Here is a 21,938-nt window from a genome sequence, read left to right as displayed (position 1 = left end):
AATGGCTGATTGTTTTATTGGTGAATGGTCTATTGCTTATATCGAACTCACGTTATATAAGATGGCATAAGACAAATCATATTACTCATCCCAAAAACAACTGTTTAAATATGAAGAAATTGCTTTTACCGTTTATTATGCTTTTTTGCATGCTTTTTACTGCTTGCGACAAAGATGATATTTTACCCGGCGGTCCAATGATTTGGTCGTATGAAATCCTTACGCCTGAGAATGTTGAGCATATAGGTTCTGCTGGAGGATGGGTGTCTGAATATCACTTCAAAGGAAACAGCAAGGAAGGCGATATTGTAATGACATGCGAAAATTTCGATGTGCTCAATCCTATATCGGGTGATTCATATACATATGATTGTGGATGGGCGGTGCTTAAACTGGAAGCCAATCGGTTGAAAATACATTTTCCTCCTTGTATTTCCGATGTTCCGGAGGTGTATAAAGGAATTAAGATTTCGGCAAATGACGGAAAGAGAAAAGCACTGGCAATCATCTGTCTGTATAGAACTTTTAAAGACGAACAGCCGTAAGCGATACCCCATAAGACCTACCTAAAGATGGAAATAAATACATTAATCATACAAGAATATGAACAAATTTTTAACAATCATTCTTGCTTTTGTTATTTTTGCTATCACATCATGCAGCAACGATGACGACCTCGGAGGCCGAAAGGTTACCGATTATAAAGAGTACACGCTGACTGTTGCTTCTAAGAAGTTGCAAGGAGTTGTTGTGTCCTGTGGTAATCCCTACCGTGCTGATGTTTATGCCGTTAAAGACGAAGCGCAGCAAGAGTGGCAACCTCTTGCTGACATCTCAAAATTTGACTACGAACCGGGTTATGAATATCAAATCCGTATTAGTAAAACAAGCTATCTGGATTACAGAATGGGCGACCCGTCATGGACTGTATATGAACTTTTGGAAATATTATCAAAGGAGCATAAGGATTCCGACAATCTACCGGCCGATTTTATCCCGGACTGGTTTGAGAATGATTAACAGAATCAATCGCAGTCTCAAAAAAATATCGCCGAGAGCCTCATCTGCCATAGGCCAATTGGGCTGGTGTCTCAACTTTTTTACTCTCTGAAAATTGCAATATAGACAGTGATTGAGTAAATTTGCGCTATGAATACGTCAAAAGATAAAGTGTCTAAGACAAATGCCGCGCGCCTGCTCGACAGGGCTAAAATCAATTATGAACTGATTCCCTATGAGGTTGACCCCGACAATCTTGCGGCCGAACATGTGGCTGAGGAGCTTGGCGAGGATATTGACAGTGTGTTCAAGACTCTCGTGCTTAACGGCGAGCGCTGCGGTCACTTTGTCTGCGTCCTCCCGGGAAACATGGAGGTCGATCTGAAGAAGGCCGCCAAGGCTGCAGGTGCTAAAAAAGCGGAGATGATTCCGATGAAGGAGCTTTTGCCGCTTACAGGCTATATCCGTGGCGGATGCTCGCCGGTGGGGATGAAAAAACCGTTTCCGACTTATTTCCATTCGACAGTGCTCGACCATCCGTTTATCTACGTATCGGCCGGGCAGCGCGGTCTCCAGTTCAAGATTGCTCCGGCTGATTTGATTGCGTATTGTTCGGCTCAGGTAGCCGACATCGCCGTCCCGAAGAGCTGAAACATAGAAATTACCATAGTATTAAAAGTCAAATAGAATAAAAAAATCAATGCCTGACGCATATATTCATAAATATGCCCCCTTCGCGTAGAGCATATTATGAATTATGGATTGAGCATTATGCATTAAATAAAAAATGAACACAATCGGCAAGATATTCACCTTTACAGGTTTTGGCGAAAGTCACGGCGCAGCCATCGGCGGAGTCATCGACGGCATGCCCGCAGGAGTTAAAATTGACCTCGACCGGGTGCAGCGCGAACTTGACCGCCGACGTCCGGGACAGTCGGCCATAACGACAGCCCGAAAGGAAAGCGATACGGTCGAGATTCTGTCAGGCCTGTTTGAAGGTGTGACAACCGGCTGTCCGATAGGATTTATCATCCGCAACGAGAACCAGCATTCAAGCGACTACGGCCAGTTGCGCGAAGCCTTCCGTCCGTCGCACGCCGATTACACCTATACGACGAAATATGGTCTCCGCGACCATCGTGGCGGAGGCCGTTCGAGCGCACGCGAGACTGCTACGCGTGTCGTCGCAGGGGCTTTCGCGCGTCAGGCCCTCGAACAGATGGGTATAATAATCATGGCCTACACATCGCAGGTAGGGGCTATCGCCATCGGAAAGCCGTATTCCGACCTTGATTTATCGCTCACCGAAAGCAACGCGGTGCGATGTCCCGATCAGGCTAAGGCTGCCGAGATGGAGGCGTTGATAATGAAAGTCAAAAGCGAGGGCGACACCATCGGCGGCATAGTCAGCTGTGTCATCAGTGGTGTTCCTGCCGGAGTGGGCGACCCGGTGTTCGGTCGTCTCGGCGCACGATTGTCGGAAGCAATGATGAGCATAAATGCGAGCAAGGGATTTGAATATGGCATGGGCTTCGAAGGTGTCGGTCTTCGGGGCAGTGAGGTCATGGATCCCTTCACACTTGATGATGACGGCAATATCGGCGTATCGGCAAACCATTCGGGAGGAATTCAGGGCGGAATATCGAATGGCGCTGACATATATTTCCGCGTTGCCTTCAAACCGGTGGCCACACTGATGCAGGACATCATGACCGTTGACTGTCATGGCCGTGAAGTGTTGCTCAAGGCGCGTGGCCGTCATGACCCTTGTGTCGTGCCTCGCGCAGTGCCTATAGTCGAGGCGATGGCGGCGATTGTGATTCTCGATGCCGTGTTGTTGAACCGAGCCGCCCGACTATGAAGGCCTACAAGGATTTTTCCGACTTCCTTTCCGGCCATTTCAATGGGAAGGTACAGAAGATAGCGGTCAACGCCGGATTCACCTGTCCGAACCGCGACGGCAGCAAGGGCGTGGGCGGTTGCACGTATTGCAACAATCAATCGTTCAATCCGGGTTACTGTGCGCCTGCTCTCGGAGTCTCCGCGCAATTGTCCGAGGGAAAGGCTTTCTTTGCCCGCAAATATCCTGAAATGAAATATCTGGCCTATTTTCAGGCCTATACCAACACTCATTCCGATGATATCGACCGCCTCATGCGGCTCTATCAGGAGGCATTGGCCGTCGACGGAGTGGTCGGTCTGATTATCGGTACTCGTCCCGACTGCATGCCTCAGGAGCTTCTCGACCGTCTGTCGGCGCTTCCGGCATGGGTCATGATTGAATATGGTGCGGAAAGCGCCTGCGACGAGACTCTCCGGTTTGTGAACCGTTGTCATACGTGGGCTGATACGGCCGATGCGGTCAGGCGCACGCATGCCGCCGGGATTCCGTGCGGGCTTCATCTCATAATGGGGCTTCCCGGTGAGGATGAGGAGGTGATGCTTGCCACAATTGACCGTGTCAACGAACTTCCGGTCGACACCGTAAAGATTCATCAGCTTCAGCTCGTACGCGGGACGCGAATGGCGCGCGATGTCGAAGCCGGACTTTACGACATACCGCGTTTCACGGCTGAATCCTATGCCGATCTGTGTGTCAGGATTCTCCGTCGTCTGCGTAAAGACATTGCCGTTGAGCGCTTCGTTTCGCAGTCGCCTCCGGAATTATTGATTTATCCGCGTTGGAATCTCAAAAATTATCAGTTTACCAATCTTCTCGACAACAAGCTTCGTAAAGAGCTTTTTTGATTTTTTGCACATCGATTTGCCCGGCTCATTTGTTACAGATATGAAAATTCTCTAATTTTGTCTTTGTAAACATAAGTAATCCCACACCTTAATAAAATCATGGAAGTAATCAATTTTGCCGAAACACCTTCGCTGGTGAGTCAATATATGAGTGAGCTGCGCGACGTCAACGTGCAGACCGACATGCTGCGTTTCCGCCGGAATCTTGAGCGCATAGGTGAAATCATGGCCTACGAGATGTCGAAGCGTATGCGCTACAAGACTGTCGATGTAACTACACCTCTGGCTGTCGCCCCGTCACAGATTCTTGACGAGCAGGTTGTGCTTGCCACCATATTCCGTGCCGGCATACCTTTCCATAAAGGTTTCCTCGATTACTTCGACCATGCACAGAATGCTTTTGTCTCGGCCTATCGCAAGTATCGCGAGAAAGAGAATTTCGACGTGTTTATCGAATACATAGCTTCGCCCCGAATCGACGGCAAGACTCTCGTTATCGCAGACCCGATGCTTGCCACCGGTTCGTCGATGGATCTCTGCTACCGCGCGTTGCTGACCAAGGGCGAGCCGGCCCACGTTCATGTGGCCTCAATTATCGCCTCGCGCAAGGCTATTGATTATATCAAGGCCACTTTCCCGGCCGACAAGACTACGGTGTGGGTCGGCGCTATCGACGAGGTCATCAACGACCATTCCTACATTGTCCCCGGGCTCGGCGACGCCGGCGACCTCGCATATGGCATAAAGGAATAATACTTTAGCCGTAAAGGTCTGGAATAAGATACAGAAATAACAAAAATAACAGACTTCGTTTCTTTTGTCAATCGGAGTGATGGGCTGAATCACCCTGCTACCGTCGACGAAAAAACGAAGTCTGTTATTTTTGTTATTTCTGAATTTTTGTACCTCTTATGTTTCAGATGTTTTCTGTTATTTTACAAACCGAAGGCTTCTTTCACGGCTGGAACTGCGTCGAGTTTTTCCCATGTGAACAGTTCGACGGTGCGTGTGAAGGTCGGTTCGTATTTCGAATGGAACTCCTTGGTCACGGTCACCGGCTTGCGTCCCATGTGTCCATAGCTTGCAGTCTCGCGGTAGATAGGGTTGCGGAGTCCGAGGCGCTTTTCAATCGCATAGGGAGTCATGTCGAAACATGGCATATCGTTGACGATTGCTGCTATTTCAGAGTCCGAAAGGTTTACCTTGGCAGTGCCGTAGGTGTTGATGCATAGACTGACGGGACGGGCCTCGCCGATTGCATAGGCTACCTGTACGAGCACGCGGTCGGCCACTCCGGCTGCCACGAGATTTTTTGCGATATGGCGAGCGGCATATGCGGCCGAGCGGTCTACCTTTGAGGGGTCTTTGCCCGAGAATGCGCCGCCACCGTGTGCGCCGTGGCCACCGTAGGTGTCGACGATGATTTTACGGCCAGTCAGACCGGTGTCGCCGTGAGGACCTCCGATGACGAACTTGCCTGTCGGATTGACGAGCAGCTTCACGTCGTCGCCGATGAGAGCCGCTTCCTCAGGGCGTAGTTTGGCCTTGACGCGGGGAATGAGTACGTTGCGCACATCCTCGGTGATTTTCTGCTGCATGGCGCGGTCGGCGGCAGCGCGGGCGCTGTCAGAGTCGTCGGTGGGGAGGATGAATTCATCGTGTTGTGTGGAGATGACGATTGTGTCGACTCGCAGCGGACGGTTGTTCTCGTCATATTCCACAGTCACTTGGCTCTTTGAGTCGGGACGGAGGTATGTGTAGACACGGCCACGCTTTTCGTGGGTCATCTCTTTCTCCTCGCGGCGTATGTCGGCAAGTTCCTGAAGGAGACGGTGGGAGAGGTCGATGGTGAGAGGCATGTAGTCGAGGGTCTCATTGCATGCGTAGCCAAACATCATGCCTTGGTCGCCTGCGCCTTGAGCCTCAGCCTCGTTGCGTTCGACACCGCGGTTGATGTCGGCGCTCTGTTCGTGGAGAGCTGAGAAGACACCGCAAGCCTCGCCGTCAAACTTCAGTGCGCTGCGGTTGTAGCCTATCTTGCGGATGACATCGCGTGTCACCTCCATCAGATCGATGTATGCTTCGCTTTTGACTTCGCCTGCGATTACTACCTGACCTGTTGTGACGAGTGTTTCGCATGCGACTTTCGATTTCGGGTCGCGGGCAAGGAACTCGTCGAGAATGGCATCTGAAATCTGGTCGGCAACCTTGTCGGGATGTCCTTCTGATACGGATTCTGATGTGAAGAGATAAGTTTTCATAAGTTTATGGTGCTTATATAAAAAATAAAATGTCGAAGTCGGCTTGAAAATGCGTGGATTCGCGCTGCCTGCTTCAACATTTCTCATCTGTGGCCTTCATCCTCGCGGATTGCCGGCACGCAATATGAATCTCAAAAGTCTAAATCCTCTATGAAGACAAAGAGGGGAGAAGTTCTGAAATCCCTCGTGGCTATTGACAATGGATTTGTCATGGCACTGTGGCGAGGGGTGCAGTTTTAGCATTTTTTGAAGTGGTTGCAAGCAGCCAAATTTGTCCACTTTGATTTTCGGCTGCAAAGTTACAAAGAAATTGCGGTAACTCCAAAATAAAAAAATATCTTGGAATCACCGCAATGGTTTTGTCGGAATAAAATAGGTAAAAAAAGTGGGGGAACTCTCGCTTTTTCAGAAGTGAAAGGCATCGCCAAACGCCCGAACTGACTGAAAAAGATAGAATGAATGCCCCCCACCGGATTGCTATCTATACGACGGCAATGAGCCGCAGGGTAGGAATGTCGCCTACGTCGATAAGGCAAAATTACATAATTTATTTTGGATTGGCAGCTCTGATTCATATTTTTACATATTCAAAATCATGGCGCTTCTCATCTGTGAGATAAAGAAGCGCCATGATTTTGAAAGTGTGGTATGCTTTGTCCTGTTTCCATGAAATGGATTGGAAATCAGTTTTCGCTGTCAGAGATACGGGTCTCGGGGTTGATTGTGCCTCCGTCGCCTTCGCCCGGCATATCAGCCTGACTTGCTACAATGGTGACGGGGAACTGGGTGACTGCAAAGCCGACTTCCTTGTCGACCTGAAGCACTGTTGCGTTCACGCCGAGGTAGTGTTTGCCAAGTTCCATATCAGTGGTGTTGATGCTGATGGGGAAGGGCGAAAGTGCGGTGCGGCCCTGAGGAATTCCGTCCCAGAAGTAGGCGACAACACCGAGAGTGGCTGTCTTTGTCCCTTCGTCGGGGATGGCGCGGAGCGCTGTGACGTTGAGAGTGTCGCCTTGAACCACATAGAGGCTGCCGTCGGATTCAACAGCACCTGTATAGTCGATAGAGAGGCTGACCTGAGGCAAATCTTTGTCATCGCTGCACGATGAGATGAGTCCGAGCAACGGAAGCACGAGAAGTAGATAAAGGATACGTTTCATAGTTGCTTGAATATAATAAATAGTTTGTAAAAATATGTTTTTTATAGTGTCGTGTCTTATCGGACCGTTTTACTCTCGAGTTCAGTTCTTGAACACGATGTCAGAGCCGTCGTAGTCGATGACTATCGGGCGTTCGCGGTCGACCTTCTGGGCAAGTATGTCTTTCGACAGCTGGTTGAGCACCATACGGTGGATGACACGCTTGACGGGACGTGCTCCGAATTCCGGATCATAGCCTTCCTCTGCGAGATATTTGAGCGCTTCGGGAGTGACTTTGAGCGTGATGCCGTTGTTGGCGAGCATGCGCTGGATGGATTTGATCTGCAATCCGACGATTTCTTCAATCTCCTGCTCGTTGAGCGGGGTGAACATGATGATTTCGTCGATACGGTTGAGGAATTCGGGGCGGATCTGCTGCTTGAGGAGTTCAAGCACTTCGTCCTTTGTTTTCTCGATGACCTCGCCACGGTTTTCAGGAGTCATTTTTGCGAAGTTGTCGCGGATGACGTGTGAGCCCATGTTTGATGTCATGATGATAATAGTGTTCTTGAAGTTGACGAGACGTCCCTTGTTGTCGGTCAGGTGGCCGTCGTCGAGCACCTGAAGAAGTATGTTGAACACATCGGGATGCGCTTTCTCGATTTCGTCGAAGAGCACTACCGAATAGGGTTTGCGCCGCACGGCCTCTGTGAGCTGGCCGCCTTCGTCGTAGCCGACATATCCCGGAGGCGCTCCGACAAGACGGCTGACGGAGTGTTTCTCCTGATATTCGCTCATGTCGATACGGGTCATCATCGTTTCGTCGTCAAACAGGTATTCGGCGAGAGCCTTTGCAAGCTCGGTCTTTCCTACGCCTGTCGTGCCGAGGAATATGAATGAGCCGATAGGGCGGCGCGGGTCGTTGAGCCCGGCGCGCGAACGGCGGACAGCATCGGCTATGGCCGCGATGGCATCGTTCTGCCCGACGACGCGTCCGTGGAGTTCGTCTTCAAGATGCAGGAGCTTTTCTTTTTCGCTCTGCACCATCTTGTTGACGGGGATGCCTGTCCAACGCGATACGACATCGGCGATGTCTTCGGAGTCGACCTCTTCCTTGATGAAGGCTTTTTCGCCCTGCATCACCTTGAGCTGCTCCTGTATGGCTGCGTTTTCCTGCTCCTTCTGCTGTACTTTCGAATAGCGGATTTCAGCCACTTTTGCATAGTCGCCTTCGCGTTCGGCGCGTTCGGCATCGAAGTTGAGCTGCTCGATGTCGATTTTGTTCTGCTGGATTTTGTTGATGAGGTCCTTTTCGGCTTTCCACTTGGCGGTGAATTCCTTCTCCTGATCGCGCAGGTCGGCGAGCGATTTTTCGATTTCCTTCACTTTCTCCTTGTCGCCCTCGCGCTTGATTGCCTCGCGCTCGATTTCCTTCTGGGCTATGAGACGTGTGATTTCGTCAAGCGCCTGAGGGACGGAGTCGATTTCGAGACGGAGTTTCGACGCAGCCTCGTCGATAAGGTCGATTGCCTTGTCGGGGAGGAAACGGTCGGTGATGTAGCGTTCCGAGAGGGTGACGGCTGCGATAATCGCCTCGTCACGGATACGCACCTTGTGGTGGTTTTCATAACGTTCCTTAAGTCCTCGGAGGATGGCGATGGCTGCGGCCTCGTCAGGCTCGTTGACCATCACTTTCTGGAATCGGCGTTCGAGGGCTTTGTCCTTTTCGAAATACTTCTGGTATTCGTCGAGGGTTGTCGCGCCGATCGAGCGGAGTTCGCCTCGCGCAAGCGCCGGCTTGAGTATATTGGCCGCATCCATGGCTCCCTCACCTTTGCCTGCTCCGACAAGAGTGTGGATCTCGTCGATGAAGAGGATGATTTCGCCATCGGCCCCTGTCACTTCGTTGACGATAGCTTTGAGTCGTTCTTCAAATTCACCTTTGTACTTCGCGCCGGCCACCAGTGCGCCCATGTCGAGCGAATAGATTTGCTTTGTGCGGAGGTTTTCGGGCACGTCGCCACGGACGATGCGCTGGGCGAGTCCCTCGGCGATGGCAGTCTTTCCCGTACCGGGTTCGCCTATGAGCATAGGGTTGTTTTTGGTACGGCGCGACAGAATCTGCAATACGCGGCGGATTTCGTCGTCACGTCCGATCACAGGGTCGAGCTTGCCTTCGCGTGCACGCTCGTTGAGGTTGATGGCATACTTCGAAAGTGCCTGATAAGTGTCTTCGGCGCTCTGGTCGGTAGCCTTTTTCCCCTTACGAAGTTCGGCTATAGCCGATTCAAGTTCACGTTGGCTCAATCCGGCGTCCTTTAGAATGGTTGAAGCCGGAGAGTTGACCGTGAAGATGGCTAAAAGTAAAGCTTCGAGGGTGACATACTCATCACCTTGTTTCTTGGCGATGTCGAGCGCTTTCTGAAGGACATCGTTGGAGCTGCGACTAAGATAGGGTTCGCCTCCCGACACTTTCGGCTCGGCGGCGATTTTGGCATCAACCTGACGCATCAGGGTGGCGACATTGGCTCCCACCTTGGAGAAAATAAAGTTGATGAGTGATTCCCCTTCGGTCATGACTCCCTTAAGCAGATGCACAGGCTCTATAGCCTGATTGCCCGCGCCACGGGTAATCTCTATGGCCTTCTGGATCGCTTCCTGTGATTTGATAGTGAAATTATTGAAGTTCATGAGCTATGTTGAAGTTGTGAGTTTTTTATTTAGTTTCGTTCAGATAAGGGATTGTCAGTGATGCCTGTCTCTACTCATGGCCGAAACCATGAAACAGACACGGCGGCAATCTGTTATATCTATCTAACAAAAATCATGCCAATTGGTTGAATTGTCATGCCTGAAAGAGCCGTTTTGTCATGGAAATGATTGTTGTCGTCGATTGTCAATGGTATCCGGTGGCACGGATATGGGCGCATGTTGTGGGGTGGGATTGCCATTGGCCGGGGGGACAAAAAAAGTAACGGCCGCCATGCCCTGAAGGGAATAGCGGCCGTAGCCTTTGTTTAAGTGAGATTCGGAATTAAATGCCCTGAAGCTTGAATGTCACGGGGAGGGTGTACCATACGTTCACCGAATGTCCGTTCATCTTGCCGGGGACGAAGTCGGGGAGAGCTTTTACTACGCGGACAGCTTCTTTGTCGAGGTCGGGGTCCTTTGAACGGATCACCTTTACCTCACCGACCTTACCGGTCTTGGTGACAACGAACTGTACGACAACTCGACCCTGAATGTTGTTTTCCTGAGCCATTGCCGGATAGCGGAGGTGTTCAGCCACCCACTTGAGGAGGGCTGCCTCGCCGCCGGGGAACTGGGGCTTCTGTTCAACCACGGTGAATACCTGATTGTCATCCACGGGTTCGGGTTTCTTCTCTTCGACGATAACTTCTTCTTTGTGTTCACGCACCACGTTGAGGTCGTCAGTACCCTTGTCAAAGTCAGTAGTACCTACGGCGGTGTCAGTGTCCTTGAGTTCGTCCTGAGACTTGATTTCTTCAACAACTTCTTCGTCACGAGTAATCTGGAGCTCGGTGGCCTTTACGGTGTTGAGGATTTCTTCAGGAAGAGCTTCGGGCTGCTGCTCTTCGACGCGCTGCTGTTCGGGCTCTTCGGGTTCTTCTTCTTCAGCTTCGTCAGCTGTGTAGTCGATCATGGCCTGCTCGATCTGGTCTTCAGGACGCTCTTCAGCTTTCTGGAGCACAGTGTTTGCAAGGAGTCCGAGTACAGCTACGAGAAGAAGGACGATGAGGATAACGAGCATCGCGCGGTTGTGGCGCTTTGCAGAGGCCTTGCGGAGCTCATAGGCTCCGAAGTCCTTGTTCTTGCCTTCAAATATAATGTCAATCCATTCTGATGATGAAAGATCTACGTCTTTTGCCATATTTCAATAGAGATTTTTCAAGGTTAATATATCATTCATCAACAGATTATTTCTTGGGATTCTTGGCGAGGTAGTCAAGGATGAGCACTGAGTCATTCTTGTTGATGTTGTCAATCTGATAGCGTGAAATCTGATTGATCTGCATCTCGTCAAGGGCGCTGATAAGGCTTTCCCATGAAGCTTCAGGAGTGGCTTTGATGATCACAACAGGACGTGTGAGCGTAGAGTCGTTACGGATCTCGCGTGCACGTGACTGGTAGATTGAGTCGTTGATAGCTGAAATCGACGAGAACTCTTTGTTGCGCCATTTCGACTTTTCAACTTCGATTTTTTCAAGCACCAGCTTGTTGCGGTCATGGAGGATCTTGCGAATGCCCTGCTGGAGTTTGCCGTCGTTGCCGACAAATTTCTCAGCCTTGAGCTTGTTGTTGTCGAGAAGACCGTCGCCGTTTTCGTCAGTGAAGTCGGGCATACCTTCGTAGTAGTAAACCGTGTTCATCGGACGGCCGCTTTCGTCGTTCTTGACATCGCCGTTGGCATTGCGTTCAGTAGTCAGGATGAGGGTGATTGCCTCTGATTCCTTAGCTTTGTTCATCTGATTCTGCTCTACTTTCTCGTTCGAGGGGAGCGAGATGGTGAGAGTCTGTGACTTAATCATTGTGGTACAAAGCATGAAGAATGTAATCAGAAGCATGTTCATGTCCACCATGGGAGTAAAGTCCACATGGATCGACATTTTCTTCTGGGCGCCTTTTTTCTTTTTGCCGCCGTCTGATTGTTCTATCTGTGCCATAATGATTATTCTTGCTCAGTTTTTAAAGCTGTCATGATGCTGAAGCGGTTCATCTTCATGGTCTGCAGGTTGTCAAGCACGTCGTGGACAGTGTTGTAGGGAGTGTCCTTGTCGGCCTTGACGGCGATACCTTCACCCTTTTTCATGGCTTTCTGAAGGTTGTCGTTTCCTGAGTTGTAGATGGCACGCATCCAGATCTGGAACTCGTTGAGGTGTTCCATGTCCTTGTTGTCGTTGATGGGTATACCGACGCCCTTCTGTGTCATGTCAGTGATAAACTTATCCTGATCGGTCTGTGACATTGAAAGGAACTGCGGAAGTACCTGGAACGGAACACCGAACATATTGATTTTAGAGAATGCTTCGCGCTGTGCTACAGAGAGCTGCACCGGGTTTGAGGGGTGCTGCTTGTTGTAGAGCGTTACTGCTTCATCAAGAATCGTCTTGCGGAGAGCCTCTGATCCCCATGTGTCCTTGGTGTCAGCGTCTGCGTCACCGGCGATGGAGATGAAGATTTTCCCCTCTGGGCTTACGAGTATCGATGCGAGATTCGCGGTCGGCACTTTCTGCTCAGATACAGAGGAGGGGGTCAGTACGGTGACCGGCTCCTTCTGAAGGAAGGTAGATGTCAACATGAAGAAAGTAAGCAAGAGCACAGTCACGTCACTCATCGCGGTCATGTCGATGAGGGTGCTTTTTCTCTTCATTTTTACTTTTCCCATATTACTTTATCTATTATAAGAGGTTTTGCTTTGTTTTATGAAAGTGTTGGTTTAAACCTTTGTTGTGATAACAGTAACGTAGGATTAGTGGGTAGCTGCAAATGTCTGCACGATAGAGAAACCAATCTCGTCGATAGCGTAGGTGAGATTGTCAATCTTGTTAGTGTAGAAGTTGTAAGAGATTACAGCGAATGCACCGGTTGCGATACCGAAGGCAGTGTTGATAAGAGCCTCAGAGATACCGGTAGAAAGTTCGGTTGAGTCAGGAGCACCTGAAGCGGCGAGTGCCTGGAATGACTTGATCATACCCATCACAGTACCGAGAAGACCGACGAGAGTACCGAGAGTGGTGAGGGTTGCAACGATGGGAAGGTTCTGCTGAAGAGCGGGCATTTCGAGTGCGGTTGCTTCTTCAACTGTCTTCTGAAGGTTGGCAATCTTCTGTTCCTTGGTGAGGATGGTGTTCTTGTCCATTTCTTCGTAGCTAACGAGAGCTGCGGCAACAACAGCGGCTACTGAACCCTTCTGGTTCTTGCAAAGGTCTTTTGCACCCTGGATGTTGTTAGCGGCGAGGCACTTCTTCACGTTGGCAACGAACTTTTCGATAGAGCCTTTGCCCTTTGCAGACTTGAGGGCGATCCAGCGTTCAACAGAGAGAACGATAACGGTAAGGAAGAGAGTCTGGAGGATAGGCACGATGAATCCGCCCTTGTAGATTGTTCCCCAGAGGTCGATGGGGTGACCTTCTTCAAAGTGTGATTCGTGACCGAACCAGAAAATGAAGAGACATACAGCTACTACGAAGCAAGCGAGGATCACCAAGAAGGCGTTCTTGATGCCGGCTACGTTGCTTCCGGAGATGTTCTTAGCGTTAGCCTTTGCAGGCTGTGTGGGATTAGGCTTTTGAGCTTCCATAATTTGTAATTACTAAAGATTTTAAGTTTATTGGTTTATTTTGTTATTAGTTTTGATGATTTTCTTGATTAGCTTTTTTAAGGATTAGTTTCTGATGGTATCGATTTTTTGCTTTCACGGGATGAAAGCTAATTTTTAAACGATATTGCAAAATTATAAGGAAAAATCGGTGTTTGCAAACGTTTTGCTCTTTTTTTTGCGTTAAACAAACTAAAATACAAATTGTGATATTTCGGAATCTCGTATTTTTTTATATTTTGCATACTTTTCAGCTAAAACGTATTAAGTTATATTCAAATATATTTATTATCTTTGTGCTTTCCAATTTTTTTATAAGGTACAACTTACATAAATTCCAAGGATGAGAAGGTCTGTCAGCCTGAAAAAAGGCTTAAATCTTAATCTTCAAGGTGGACTCCGCTCAGAGATGCCCGTCGCTATCCCTCTTCCTGCCCATGTTGCTTTGATTCCCGACGATTTTCCGGGATTCGTGCCTAAGCTTGATGTTGCCGAGGGTGACAGGGTCGAGGTTGGTTCACCGTTACTACACGACAAAGCAGATTCGAGAATAAAGCTCGTCGCTCCGGCTGCCGGAACGGTCGAGGCTGTCGTGCGTGGTGCGCGCCGTAAAATCGAGCGTGTCGTCATCAAGCTTGACCCGTCTGTCGCTCAGACTGCTGTCAAGTCTGCTCCGTTTGCCGGCGCGTCGGTCGAGGCTGTTACTGAAGCCCTGATGGCTTCCGGCCTGTGGGCGATGATGCGTCGCCGTCCCTACGACATTGTCCCGCTGCCGTCCGACCGTCCGCGTTCGGTTATGGTGACGGCCATTGATACCGCCCCTCTTGCGCCGTCGCTTGAGGCGATGGTCGATGGACGCATGGCCGATATTGAGGCAGGAGTAGGGGTGTTGGCCAAACTGGCTGCCGGCCCTATATATATAGGTGTGGAAAAAGGCTCGTCAATGCCTGATATTAAAGGCGCTGAAATCGTGGAATTCCCTCGTCTTCACCCAGCGGGAAATGCCGGAGTGCAGATTGCTGCAATAGCTCCTGTCAACAAGGGTGAGGTCGTATGGACTCTCGACATAGTGACGCTTGCCCGCATCGGCCATCTCGCCCTCACGGGTGAGCCTGACTGGTCGGCTCTTGTAGCCGTGACTGGCAGCGAGGTTTGTGAGCCACGCATTGAAAAGAGTGTCGTCGGGGCTTCGCTTGCTACCGTCCTTGATGGCGAACTGAAGGACGTCGGCTGTCACCGGCGCATAATTTCAGGAAACGTTCTGACGGGTGTCCGCGAAAACATCGATGGCTACCTCCGCTATCCCTACCGTCAGGTGACCGTGATTCCCGAAGGCGACGATGCCGACGAGTTCATGGGCTGGGCTTCGATGAGCCCTTCGAAGATGAGTGTCAGCCCGTCGTTCATAGGCCGTTTCCTCGGCCGCAAGTTCGCTCCCGATGCACGCATCAACGGAGGTCGACGCGCCATGATCATGTCGGGTGAATACGACAAGGTGTTCCCGATGGACATACTGCCCGAATATCTCATCAAGGCTATACTCGCAAAGGATATCGACCGCATGGAGGCGCTTGGCATCTATGAGGTCGCTCCCGAGGACTTCGCCCTTGCCGAATATGTCGACCCCTCCAAGCTTGAGCTTCAGAAAATCGTCCGTGAGGGTCTCGACTATCTCCGCAGTGAGGTCTGATTCCTGTTTTTAAGAATTAACATTCCAACAATGAAAGCGCTAAGAAATTATTTAAATAGAATCAAGCCTAACTTCGAGCCTGACGGTAAGCTCCATGCTTTCCGCAGTGTGTTCGACGGGTTTGAAACGTTTCTTTATACACCTAACACCACTTCGACTTCCGGTGTCAATATCCACGACAGTCTCGATTCGAAGCGAGTGATGATAATAGTGGTGCTCGCTCTGATGCCCTGTCTGCTATTCGGCATGTATAACGCCGGCTATCAGAACTGGCTTGCGGCCGGAGCTACGGAATTTCCGTTCTGGCAGCTGATGGCCTACGGCTTTCTCGCGGTGTTGCCACGTATAGTTGTGGCCTATGTGGTCGGTCTCGGCATTGAGTTTGTCGTCGCCCAGTGGCGTCGCGAGGAGATTCAGGAAGGATTTCTTGTCACCGGTATTCTCATCCCCCTCATCTGTCCGATTGAGACACCGCTGTGGATGCTTGCGGTCGCAACCGCCTTCTCAGTCGTTTTCGTCAAAGAGGTTTTTGGCGGTACAGGCTACAATGTATTCAACGTTGCACTTGTCACCCGCGCAGTGCTCTTCTTCGGCTATCCGGCCCAGATGAGCGGCGACAAGGTGTTTGTTTCTACAAATTCAATCTGCGGTCTCGGTTTCGACCTTCCCGATGGATTTTCAGGGGCTACGCCTCTCGGACAGATTGCTTCGTTTACCGGCGGGAATCTTGAACTGCTCAATCTGAAGGGCAATCCTGTCAGCACATGGGATGCTTTCCTCGGACTGATTCCCGGCTCGTTTGGCGAGACATCGACACTGGCGATTCTCATCGGTGCGGTGCTCCTCCTCGCCACCGGCATAGCTTCGTGGCGCATCATGCTCAGTGTCGTTGCCGGAGGCCTGTTCATGGGCTGGGTTGCCAACGTGTTTGAGACTCCTGCCTATCCGGCATCGTTCCTCGACCCGGTTGACCAGCTCCTGTTCGGCGGATTTGCCTTTGCAGCTGTCTTCATGGCGACAGACCCGGTTACGGCCGCACGCACCAATCCCGGCAAGTATATCTACGGTTTCCTTGTCGGAGCGGTCGCTATAATCATCCGTACATACAACAACGGTTATCCCGAGGGGGCAATGCTTGCCGTGCTTCTCGGCAATGCTCTCGCTCCGTTGATCGACTATTGTGTGGTTCAGCTGAATGTCTCGCGCCGTATGCGCCGTCAGAGGCATACAGCCGCATGAGCATGGCAATCCAATTCATCCAACAGCTATAAAGCTTAATTCCACATCGACTTATGAATAAGCAAAGCAATACATATACAATAATCTATATCATCATACTTGTGGTGGTTGTTGGCACAGCCCTTGCAGCCACGTCGCTTGCCCTGCGTGAACGTCAGCAGGACAATGTGAATGCCGACAAGATGAGCCAGATTCTGAATGCCGCACTGATTTCAGCTGACAAAAATGACGTAGTGGCAGAGTTTGACAAATATATTACCGACCAGTTTGTGGTCAATGAGCGCGGAGAGACTGTCGAAGGAGTCAAGGCGTTCGATGTCAATGTAGCCGCACAGAGCAAAGTCGCCGCCGACCGCCGCGAGCTTCCGGTGTTTGTATGCACCACGGCCGATGGCGCTGTCAAATATATCCTGCCGGTCTATGGGGCCGGTCTATGGGGCCCGATCTGGGGATATGTCGCTTTTGACAGTGACGGCTCGACTATCTATGGCGCATATTTCGCTCATCAGGGCGAGACTCCCGGTCTTGGCGCTGAAATCGAAAAACCTGCTTTCAGCAGTCAGTTCGAGGGTAAGAAGGTGTTTAAGGATGGCCGTTTCCGCCCCGTCGCAGTAGTGAAGGCCGGACAGCAGCCACTCAACGGAGAGGATTACGTCGATGGTATTTCGGGTGGTACGATTACCTCGAAAGGTGTCGGCGCGATGCTTGACAACTGCCTCACACCATACAAGAAATTCCTTCAGGGACTCTCTGAAGCCGCTCTCTGAGCATAGCGGCTACGGTGAGAATTAACAAATCCAGTCAACACACTCTCAACACTCAAAAAATTTCATCCGTCATGGCTGATAAAATCAATAATAAAGAGGTGCTTTTCAACCCTCTCTCGAAAAACAATCCGGTAGTGGTGCAGATTCTCGGCATCTGCTCGGTGCTTGCCGTCACTGCCAAGCTTGAACCTGCGATTGTGATGGGTGTCTCGGTTATCGCGGTGCTTGCGTTTGCAAATGTCATCATTTCGATTCTCCGCAACACGATTCCGACCAATATCCGCATCATCGTGCAGCTTGTCGTGGTGGCCGGACTCGTGGTCATCGTCGATCAGGTGCTCAAGGCTTTTGCCTACGATGCCGCCAAGCAGCTTTCGGTGTTCATCGGCCTCATCATAACCAACTGTATTCTCATGGGACGTCTTGAAGCGTTCGCGATGGCCAACAAGCCGTGGCCTTCGTTTCTCGACGGAGTTGGCAACGGCATAGGCTATGCCATCATCCTTGTCATCGTCGGTTTCTTCCGCGAGCTTCTTGGCAGCGGAACTCTGCTCGGCTTTCAGGTGATTCCCCAGAGCTTCTATGATGCCGGCTATGTCAACAACGGTCTCATGATTCTTCCGCCGATGGCTCTTATACTCGTGGCTTGCATCATCTGGGTGCAGCGCAGTGTCAACAAGGATCTTCAGGAAGACAATTAATCAACCACATTCGCCCAACGCTCTAAAATTAAACCCAAGTGGAAAATCTGAATATATTCATACGGTCGATTTTTGTCGACAACATGATTTTTGCCTACTTCCTCGGCATGTGCTCGTTTATCGCCGTGTCAAAGAACGTGAAGACCGCTTTTGGCCTTGGTGTTGCAGTGACTTTCATGCTTGTCGTGACGCTTCCGGTCAATTATCTGCTCCAGACCTACGTCCTTAGCGCAGGCGCGCTCACATGGCTCGGGCCCGAGTATGCCGATGTCGACCTCAGCTTCCTGTCGCTCATCATGTTTATCGCTGTCATAGCCTCGATGACACAGCTCGTCGAGATGACGGTCGAGAAATACAGCCCTGCGCTCTATTCGTCGCTCGGCATCTTCCTTCCGCTTATCGCTGTCAACTGTGCCATTCTCGGCGGGTCGCTCTTCATGCAGCAGCGCGACTTCCCGAGCGTCTGGACTGCTGTCTGCGCCGGTGGCGGCTGGGGACTCGGCTGGCTTCTTGCCATTACGGCCATCGCTGCCATCCGTGAGCGCATCGCAACTTATTCCAACATTCCGCGTCCGCTCCGCGGTGTCGGCATCACCTTCATCCTGACTGCCCTTATGGGAATAGCCTTCATGAGCTTCCTCGGCATCAAGATTTGATATTATTAAGCATTCACACAACTATATTATATAATATATCATGTTAACGATACTTTCAGGTGTGAGCATCTTTCTTATCATCACCCTCGCCTTGGTGCTGATACTTCTGCTCGCAAAGAAATATCTTGTCCATTCGGGCAAAGTCAAGATTACGATCAACTCCGACACCGTTGTCGAGGCTGAGTCCGGCAAGACATTGCTTTCGACTCTCGCCGACCAGAATATTTTCCTTTCCTCGGCTTGTGGCGGAAAGGGCAGCTGCGGTCAGTGCAAGTGTCAGGTGTTCAGCGGCGGCGGTGACATTCTCCCGACCGAGAAGGTACACTTTTCGCGCAAACAGCAGCAGGACCACTGGCGTCTTGGCTGTCAGGTGAAAATCAAGGAGGACTGCTCGATAGGCATTCCGGCTTCTGTGCTCGATGTCAAGGAATGGGAATGCGAGGTTATTTCAAACAAAAATGTGGCCACGTTTATCAAGGAGTTCATCGTGGCTCTTCCCGAAGGCGCTCACATGGACTTCATCCCGGGTTCATACGCACAGATTAAGATTCCGACCTATGAGATGGACTATGACAAGGATATCGACAAGGCTTCTATCGGCGACGAGTATCTTCCTTCGTGGGAGAAGTTCGGTCTTTTCGGACTCAAGTGCCGCAACACGGAGACTACCGTCCGTGCCTACTCGATGGCCAACTATCCGGAGGAGGGCGACCGCATCATGCTCACCGTCCGTATAGCCACTCCGCCGTTCAAGCCGAAACCTCAGGTCGGTTTTCAGGATGTCATGCCCGGCATCGCGTCGAGCTACATCTTCACTCTCAAACCGGGCGACAAGGTGCGCATGAGCGGCCCTTACGGAGATTTCCACCCCATTGTCGACTCGAAGGCCGAGATGATGTGGATTGGCGGTGGCGCAGGTATGGCTCCTCTCCGTGCCCAGATTATGTGGCTGACCAAGACCCTCAATACTCGCGACCGCGTGATGAACTATTTCTATGGTGCGCGTGCGCTTAACGAAGTGTTCTATCTCGACGATTTCCTCCAGCTCGAAAAGGACTTCCCCAATTTCAAGTTCCACCTTGCGCTTGACCGTCCCGACCCGGCTGCCGATGCTGCAGGTGTGAAATATACCGCCGGATTCGTTCATCAGGTCATCTACGAGACATACCTCAAGAACCATCCCGAACCGGAGGATATCGAATACTACATGTGTGGCCCCGGCCCGATGAGCGCCGCTGTCAACAAGATGCTCGACGACCTCGGTGTCGATCCTGAATCAGTTCACTACGATAACTTTGGAGGATAATTTCCTCAGAAAGAAATAATTATTGCAAAAAGCGCTGTTGGCTGTTGTCAATGGCGCTTTTTTTGTTGTTCTGACATGTGTTTGCTGCTTTGCGTACGCTGAGTCTATCGGATAAGGTGATATAATACTTTCAAGAAAAAATATAACAAACGATTAAATTTATTAGTCAAACGTTTTGTGATATTAGTCTAAATGGCTATATTTGCGAATCACAAACATTAAACAAAAATTCATTCCACATTTATATATATATGACAACCATGAGAAATTTTATCTTGACGGCTTTATTTATCTTGACTTCATTAGTGGCAGGAAGTCAGAATGCCAACACGTCCGCACCTAAACGACAGAGTTATGTTTATATCCAAGGTCGCTTTTTTAAAGATACTCCAAAAGAACTTATTGGAAAAAGCCATTCGATGTCAAGGTTTAAATATAAGGATATAACAATCTGGCTTAAGGTTTATAATGATTCTTCGGTTCTGTCCGACGACATTTTTGCACAAGCCATACCGCTGAATCAACTGAAAGACGGGGAGGCTATTTTGAAGGAGGCTCGGAGTCGTGAGAAGTTTATGGATCTTCTGTCGTTTAAACGAAGGCTGCCGATTCATGATGGTGACAGATTTCCTGAATTTAAGGCTATGGACATTGATGGGGTAGAGTGCAGCAACAAAGATATAGAAGGCAAGGTGACAGTGCTGAATCTATGGACCTCAACCTGTGGGCCATGCCGTGCAGAGATGCCTGAGCTTTCGACATGGAAAGAACTCTATCCTGATGTGGTGTTCCTGTCTGCTACATACGAAGATGCCGACAAGGCACGGCCTGTAGTGGAAAAACATGGTTTCACATGGCGTCACCTCGTCAATGATACTCTGTTTCTGCGTTGGAACAATGGCAAAGGTTTCCCGATGACCATAGTGGTCGATAAAAACGGACTCATCCGCCGTGCCGTAAATGGAACAAATGAGGAAATCCGTGCCGGCATACTCAAAACTATCGCCGAGTGTGTAAAGGAATAGGCATAGACAATTTTAGGGGCTGTTTTGGCATTAGCTGAAACAGCCTCTGATATAGTTTTGATATGGTTTCCCGGCGTTTATCCTATACGTTTTATTCGTTGGCGCATTGCGCGTTTTTCTTCACGCAGCTCGCGTCGGCGCTGTCGTCGGTTTGGTTGCATTGTTTGCGCCGGTGTGGATAGAGATTCAGCCTCAGGCATTTCCGTATCTTCCCTGCGCATGGCCGTCGCGCCACACATCGCCTTGAGGCTTTCGATAAAACGCGCCTCTTTTTCCTGTAAATTTCTGCGTCGCTGCAAACCGCGGAGGCGCGCTGCTTTGGAGCGAGATAGCGCACGGTCTATTTCCGAACGCAGTAATGTGAAAATCAGCTGTATGTTAGCATTTAGATTCTTTAGATTAACCTTTTCACCGCCTATGTAGCGGTCTATGACACTCATGGCTTCTTTGGCTGTATCCTTGCTGTCAGGCAGAAGCTTGCATGTTTCCGCCACTCTATCGGAAATTGAGGCATAAAAATTTTTTGAGACATTAAGCTTGCTGCTTGTAGTTGATAATGACTGTTTTGCGTGTTTCTGAGAAGTGGTTGCCGTCTTTTTCATAGCTTTTGATGGTTAATTTTGTTTCCGCAACAAAATTAACATCAACCATGCCATAAAAAGGTGCGATAATACAAAAAGGCTTGTGTGATTTTAGAGGGTGTTTAATAACAATAGTTAAAATCTGAGCGAAAGTTTTGAGATGGATATGGCTCTGAATTGAAGGAGCATAGCGTGCTATGTGACTGAAATGAAGAGTCATAGGCACTCAAAACTTTCGGAGGCAATGGTATTGTCTTTTCTTCTGTATGCTGTTTCATGAATAAAAATTTTTAAGCTACCCAAGCCTTGGTGTCTCTTTTGCTAAATTGTTGAAGTTCGTCAGTCGCATAGCGCGCTATGCTCCTTCCTCGCTTACAACAATTTACCTAAAAGATACACCACTCAGATTTTAACTATTGTTATTAAACACCCTCTTAATAAAAGAAAGGGTCGACTCTATTTGAGGAATCGACCTTGATTCAA

At 49.9% G+C, this 21,938-nt stretch carries 20 protein-coding genes and 1 pseudogene; 13 read left to right on the top strand and 8 right to left on the bottom strand.

The window, feature by feature from the left end; genetic code table 11:
• Window positions 1-110: 110 nt before the first annotated feature.
• From QZ311_RS04265 to upp, 6 genes and pseudogenes are all read left to right on the top strand, one after another.
• A pseudogene (locus tag QZ311_RS04265) lies at window positions 111-536 on the top strand (hypothetical protein); the annotation flags it as partial.
• Between the two features lie 67 nt (window positions 537-603).
• The gene (locus QZ311_RS04260; RefSeq protein ID WP_297064421.1) at window positions 604-1,020 is read left to right on the top strand and encodes a DUF4377 domain-containing protein; all 417 of its coding nucleotides are present in this window, start codon (window positions 604-606) and stop codon (window positions 1,018-1,020) included.
• A gap of 129 nt (window positions 1,021-1,149) precedes the next feature.
• Window positions 1,150-1,650, top strand: a complete 501-nt coding sequence (gene ybaK, locus QZ311_RS04255) for a Cys-tRNA(Pro) deacylase (RefSeq protein WP_297064419.1) — start codon at window positions 1,150-1,152, stop codon at window positions 1,648-1,650.
• A 136-nt stretch (window positions 1,651-1,786) separates the two neighbouring features.
• Entirely contained in the window at window positions 1,787-2,863 is a 1,077-nt protein-coding gene (aroC, locus tag QZ311_RS04250; RefSeq protein WP_297064416.1) for a chorismate synthase, read from the top strand.
• Window positions 2,860-3,750, top strand: a complete 891-nt coding sequence (locus QZ311_RS04245; RefSeq protein ID WP_297064414.1) for a TIGR01212 family radical SAM protein — start codon at window positions 2,860-2,862, stop codon at window positions 3,748-3,750. The genes aroC and QZ311_RS04245 overlap by 4 nt, the downstream gene beginning before the upstream one ends.
• 99 nt (window positions 3,751-3,849) lie before the next feature.
• The gene (gene upp, locus QZ311_RS04240; protein WP_297064410.1) at window positions 3,850-4,503 is read left to right on the top strand and encodes a uracil phosphoribosyltransferase; all 654 of its coding nucleotides are present in this window, start codon (window positions 3,850-3,852) and stop codon (window positions 4,501-4,503) included.
• Window positions 4,504-4,685: 182 nt separating this feature from the next.
• On the opposite strand, the gene metK is transcribed toward upp, so the two are convergent.
• From metK to QZ311_RS04205, 7 genes are all read right to left on the bottom strand, one after another.
• Entirely contained in the window at window positions 4,686-6,011 is a 1,326-nt protein-coding gene (gene metK, locus QZ311_RS04235) for a methionine adenosyltransferase (RefSeq protein ID WP_297064407.1), read from the bottom strand.
• A gap of 683 nt (window positions 6,012-6,694) precedes the next feature.
• Window positions 6,695-7,171, bottom strand: a complete 477-nt coding sequence (locus tag QZ311_RS04230) for a hypothetical protein (RefSeq protein WP_297064404.1) — start codon at window positions 7,169-7,171, stop codon at window positions 6,695-6,697.
• An 81-nt stretch (window positions 7,172-7,252) separates the two neighbouring features.
• Window positions 7,253-9,841 (bottom strand): ATP-dependent chaperone ClpB, encoded by a 2,589-nt coding sequence (gene clpB, locus QZ311_RS04225; RefSeq protein WP_297064401.1) that lies wholly within the window; start codon window positions 9,839-9,841, stop codon window positions 7,253-7,255.
• 343 nt (window positions 9,842-10,184) lie between these two features.
• Window positions 10,185-11,042 carry an energy transducer TonB gene (locus tag QZ311_RS04220; RefSeq protein ID WP_297064397.1) on the bottom strand — a complete coding sequence of 286 codons (858 nt, stop codon included), beginning with the start codon at window positions 11,040-11,042 and terminating at the stop codon, window positions 10,185-10,187.
• A 46-nt stretch (window positions 11,043-11,088) separates the two neighbouring features.
• A complete protein-coding gene (locus tag QZ311_RS04215) occupies window positions 11,089-11,835 on the bottom strand; it encodes a biopolymer transporter ExbD (RefSeq protein ID WP_297064394.1) in 747 nt (248 codons plus the stop codon).
• 5 nt (window positions 11,836-11,840) lie between these two features.
• Entirely contained in the window at window positions 11,841-12,557 is a 717-nt protein-coding gene (locus QZ311_RS04210) for a biopolymer transporter ExbD (RefSeq protein ID WP_297064392.1), read from the bottom strand.
• Window positions 12,558-12,641: 84 nt separating this feature from the next.
• On the bottom strand, window positions 12,642-13,472 hold the full coding sequence (locus QZ311_RS04205) for a MotA/TolQ/ExbB proton channel family protein (RefSeq protein ID WP_297064389.1): 831 nt from the start codon (window positions 13,470-13,472) through the stop codon (window positions 12,642-12,644).
• A 361-nt stretch (window positions 13,473-13,833) separates the two neighbouring features.
• Here QZ311_RS04205 and QZ311_RS04200 point away from each other — a divergent pair, with 361 nt between their 5' ends.
• The 7 genes from QZ311_RS04200 to QZ311_RS04170 all read left to right on the top strand — a co-directional run bounded on the left by QZ311_RS04200 (window position 13,834) and on the right by QZ311_RS04170 (window position 20,874).
• On the top strand, window positions 13,834-15,180 hold the full coding sequence (locus tag QZ311_RS04200) for a Na(+)-translocating NADH-quinone reductase subunit A (protein ID WP_297064386.1): 1,347 nt from the start codon (window positions 13,834-13,836) through the stop codon (window positions 15,178-15,180).
• Window positions 15,181-15,210: 30 nt separating this feature from the next.
• Complete coding sequence (locus QZ311_RS04195; RefSeq protein ID WP_297064383.1) at window positions 15,211-16,419, top strand: NADH:ubiquinone reductase (Na(+)-transporting) subunit B; 1,209 nt, start codon at window positions 15,211-15,213, stop codon at window positions 16,417-16,419.
• 53 nt (window positions 16,420-16,472) lie between these two features.
• The gene (gene nqrC, locus QZ311_RS04190) at window positions 16,473-17,186 is read left to right on the top strand and encodes an NADH:ubiquinone reductase (Na(+)-transporting) subunit C (RefSeq protein WP_297064380.1); all 714 of its coding nucleotides are present in this window, start codon (window positions 16,473-16,475) and stop codon (window positions 17,184-17,186) included.
• Window positions 17,187-17,257: 71 nt separating this feature from the next.
• Window positions 17,258-17,887: an NADH:ubiquinone reductase (Na(+)-transporting) subunit D gene (locus tag QZ311_RS04185; protein ID WP_297064376.1), complete on the top strand. Its 630-nt coding sequence runs from the start codon at window positions 17,258-17,260 to the stop codon at window positions 17,885-17,887.
• Between the two features lie 38 nt (window positions 17,888-17,925).
• Window positions 17,926-18,543 carry an NADH:ubiquinone reductase (Na(+)-transporting) subunit E gene (gene nqrE, locus QZ311_RS04180; protein ID WP_297064373.1) on the top strand — a complete coding sequence of 206 codons (618 nt, stop codon included), beginning with the start codon at window positions 17,926-17,928 and terminating at the stop codon, window positions 18,541-18,543.
• 40 nt (window positions 18,544-18,583) lie between these two features.
• Window positions 18,584-19,849 carry an NADH:ubiquinone reductase (Na(+)-transporting) subunit F gene (gene nqrF, locus QZ311_RS04175; RefSeq protein ID WP_123614272.1) on the top strand — a complete coding sequence of 422 codons (1,266 nt, stop codon included), beginning with the start codon at window positions 18,584-18,586 and terminating at the stop codon, window positions 19,847-19,849.
• 419 nt (window positions 19,850-20,268) lie between these two features.
• Window positions 20,269-20,874: a TlpA disulfide reductase family protein gene (locus QZ311_RS04170; protein WP_297064368.1), complete on the top strand. Its 606-nt coding sequence runs from the start codon at window positions 20,269-20,271 to the stop codon at window positions 20,872-20,874.
• 77 nt (window positions 20,875-20,951) lie between these two features.
• On the opposite strand, the gene QZ311_RS04165 is transcribed toward QZ311_RS04170, so the two are convergent.
• Entirely contained in the window at window positions 20,952-21,476 is a 525-nt protein-coding gene (locus QZ311_RS04165) for a hypothetical protein (RefSeq protein WP_297064365.1), read from the bottom strand.
• Window positions 21,477-21,938: the final 462 nt, after the last annotated feature.

Origin of the sequence: uncultured Duncaniella sp. (genome assembly GCF_910578445.1) — a bacterium.
GTDB lineage: Bacteria > Bacteroidota > Bacteroidia > Bacteroidales > Muribaculaceae > Duncaniella.
This window is presented reverse-complemented; position numbering and strand designations above follow the sequence as displayed.

What these genes read in the sequence shown, in the direction of transcription:
- nqrC (WP_297064380.1), top strand. Translation starts at nt 16,473, where the DNA reads ATGAATAAGCAAAGCAATACATATACAATAATCTATATCATCATACTT.
- clpB (WP_297064401.1), bottom strand. Translation starts at nt 9,841, where the DNA reads ATGAACTTCAATAATTTCACTATCAAATCACAGGAAGCGATCCAGAAG.
- metK (WP_297064407.1), bottom strand. Translation starts at nt 6,011, where the DNA reads ATGAAAACTTATCTCTTCACATCAGAATCCGTATCAGAAGGACATCCC.
- QZ311_RS04170 (WP_297064368.1), top strand. Translation starts at nt 20,269, where the DNA reads ATGTCAAGGTTTAAATATAAGGATATAACAATCTGGCTTAAGGTTTAT.
- upp (WP_297064410.1), top strand. Translation starts at nt 3,850, where the DNA reads ATGGAAGTAATCAATTTTGCCGAAACACCTTCGCTGGTGAGTCAATAT.
- QZ311_RS04215 (WP_297064394.1), bottom strand. Translation starts at nt 11,835, where the DNA reads ATGGCACAGATAGAACAATCAGACGGCGGCAAAAAGAAAAAAGGCGCC.
- QZ311_RS04195 (WP_297064383.1), top strand. Translation starts at nt 15,211, where the DNA reads ATGAAAGCGCTAAGAAATTATTTAAATAGAATCAAGCCTAACTTCGAG.
- QZ311_RS04200 (WP_297064386.1), top strand. Translation starts at nt 13,834, where the DNA reads ATGAGAAGGTCTGTCAGCCTGAAAAAAGGCTTAAATCTTAATCTTCAA.
- QZ311_RS04185 (WP_297064376.1), top strand. Translation starts at nt 17,258, where the DNA reads ATGGCTGATAAAATCAATAATAAAGAGGTGCTTTTCAACCCTCTCTCG.
- QZ311_RS04165 (WP_297064365.1), bottom strand. Translation starts at nt 21,476, where the DNA reads ATGAAAAAGACGGCAACCACTTCTCAGAAACACGCAAAACAGTCATTA.
- nqrF (WP_123614272.1), top strand. Translation starts at nt 18,584, where the DNA reads ATGTTAACGATACTTTCAGGTGTGAGCATCTTTCTTATCATCACCCTC.
- QZ311_RS04220 (WP_297064397.1), bottom strand. Translation starts at nt 11,042, where the DNA reads ATGGCAAAAGACGTAGATCTTTCATCATCAGAATGGATTGACATTATA.
- QZ311_RS04210 (WP_297064392.1), bottom strand. Translation starts at nt 12,557, where the DNA reads ATGGGAAAAGTAAAAATGAAGAGAAAAAGCACCCTCATCGACATGACC.
- QZ311_RS04260 (WP_297064421.1), top strand. Translation starts at nt 604, where the DNA reads ATGAACAAATTTTTAACAATCATTCTTGCTTTTGTTATTTTTGCTATC.
- QZ311_RS04205 (WP_297064389.1), bottom strand. Translation starts at nt 13,472, where the DNA reads ATGGAAGCTCAAAAGCCTAATCCCACACAGCCTGCAAAGGCTAACGCT.
- QZ311_RS04245 (WP_297064414.1), top strand. Translation starts at nt 2,860, where the DNA reads ATGAAGGCCTACAAGGATTTTTCCGACTTCCTTTCCGGCCATTTCAAT.
- QZ311_RS04230 (WP_297064404.1), bottom strand. Translation starts at nt 7,171, where the DNA reads ATGAAACGTATCCTTTATCTACTTCTCGTGCTTCCGTTGCTCGGACTC.
- aroC (WP_297064416.1), top strand. Translation starts at nt 1,787, where the DNA reads ATGAACACAATCGGCAAGATATTCACCTTTACAGGTTTTGGCGAAAGT.
- ybaK (WP_297064419.1), top strand. Translation starts at nt 1,150, where the DNA reads ATGAATACGTCAAAAGATAAAGTGTCTAAGACAAATGCCGCGCGCCTG.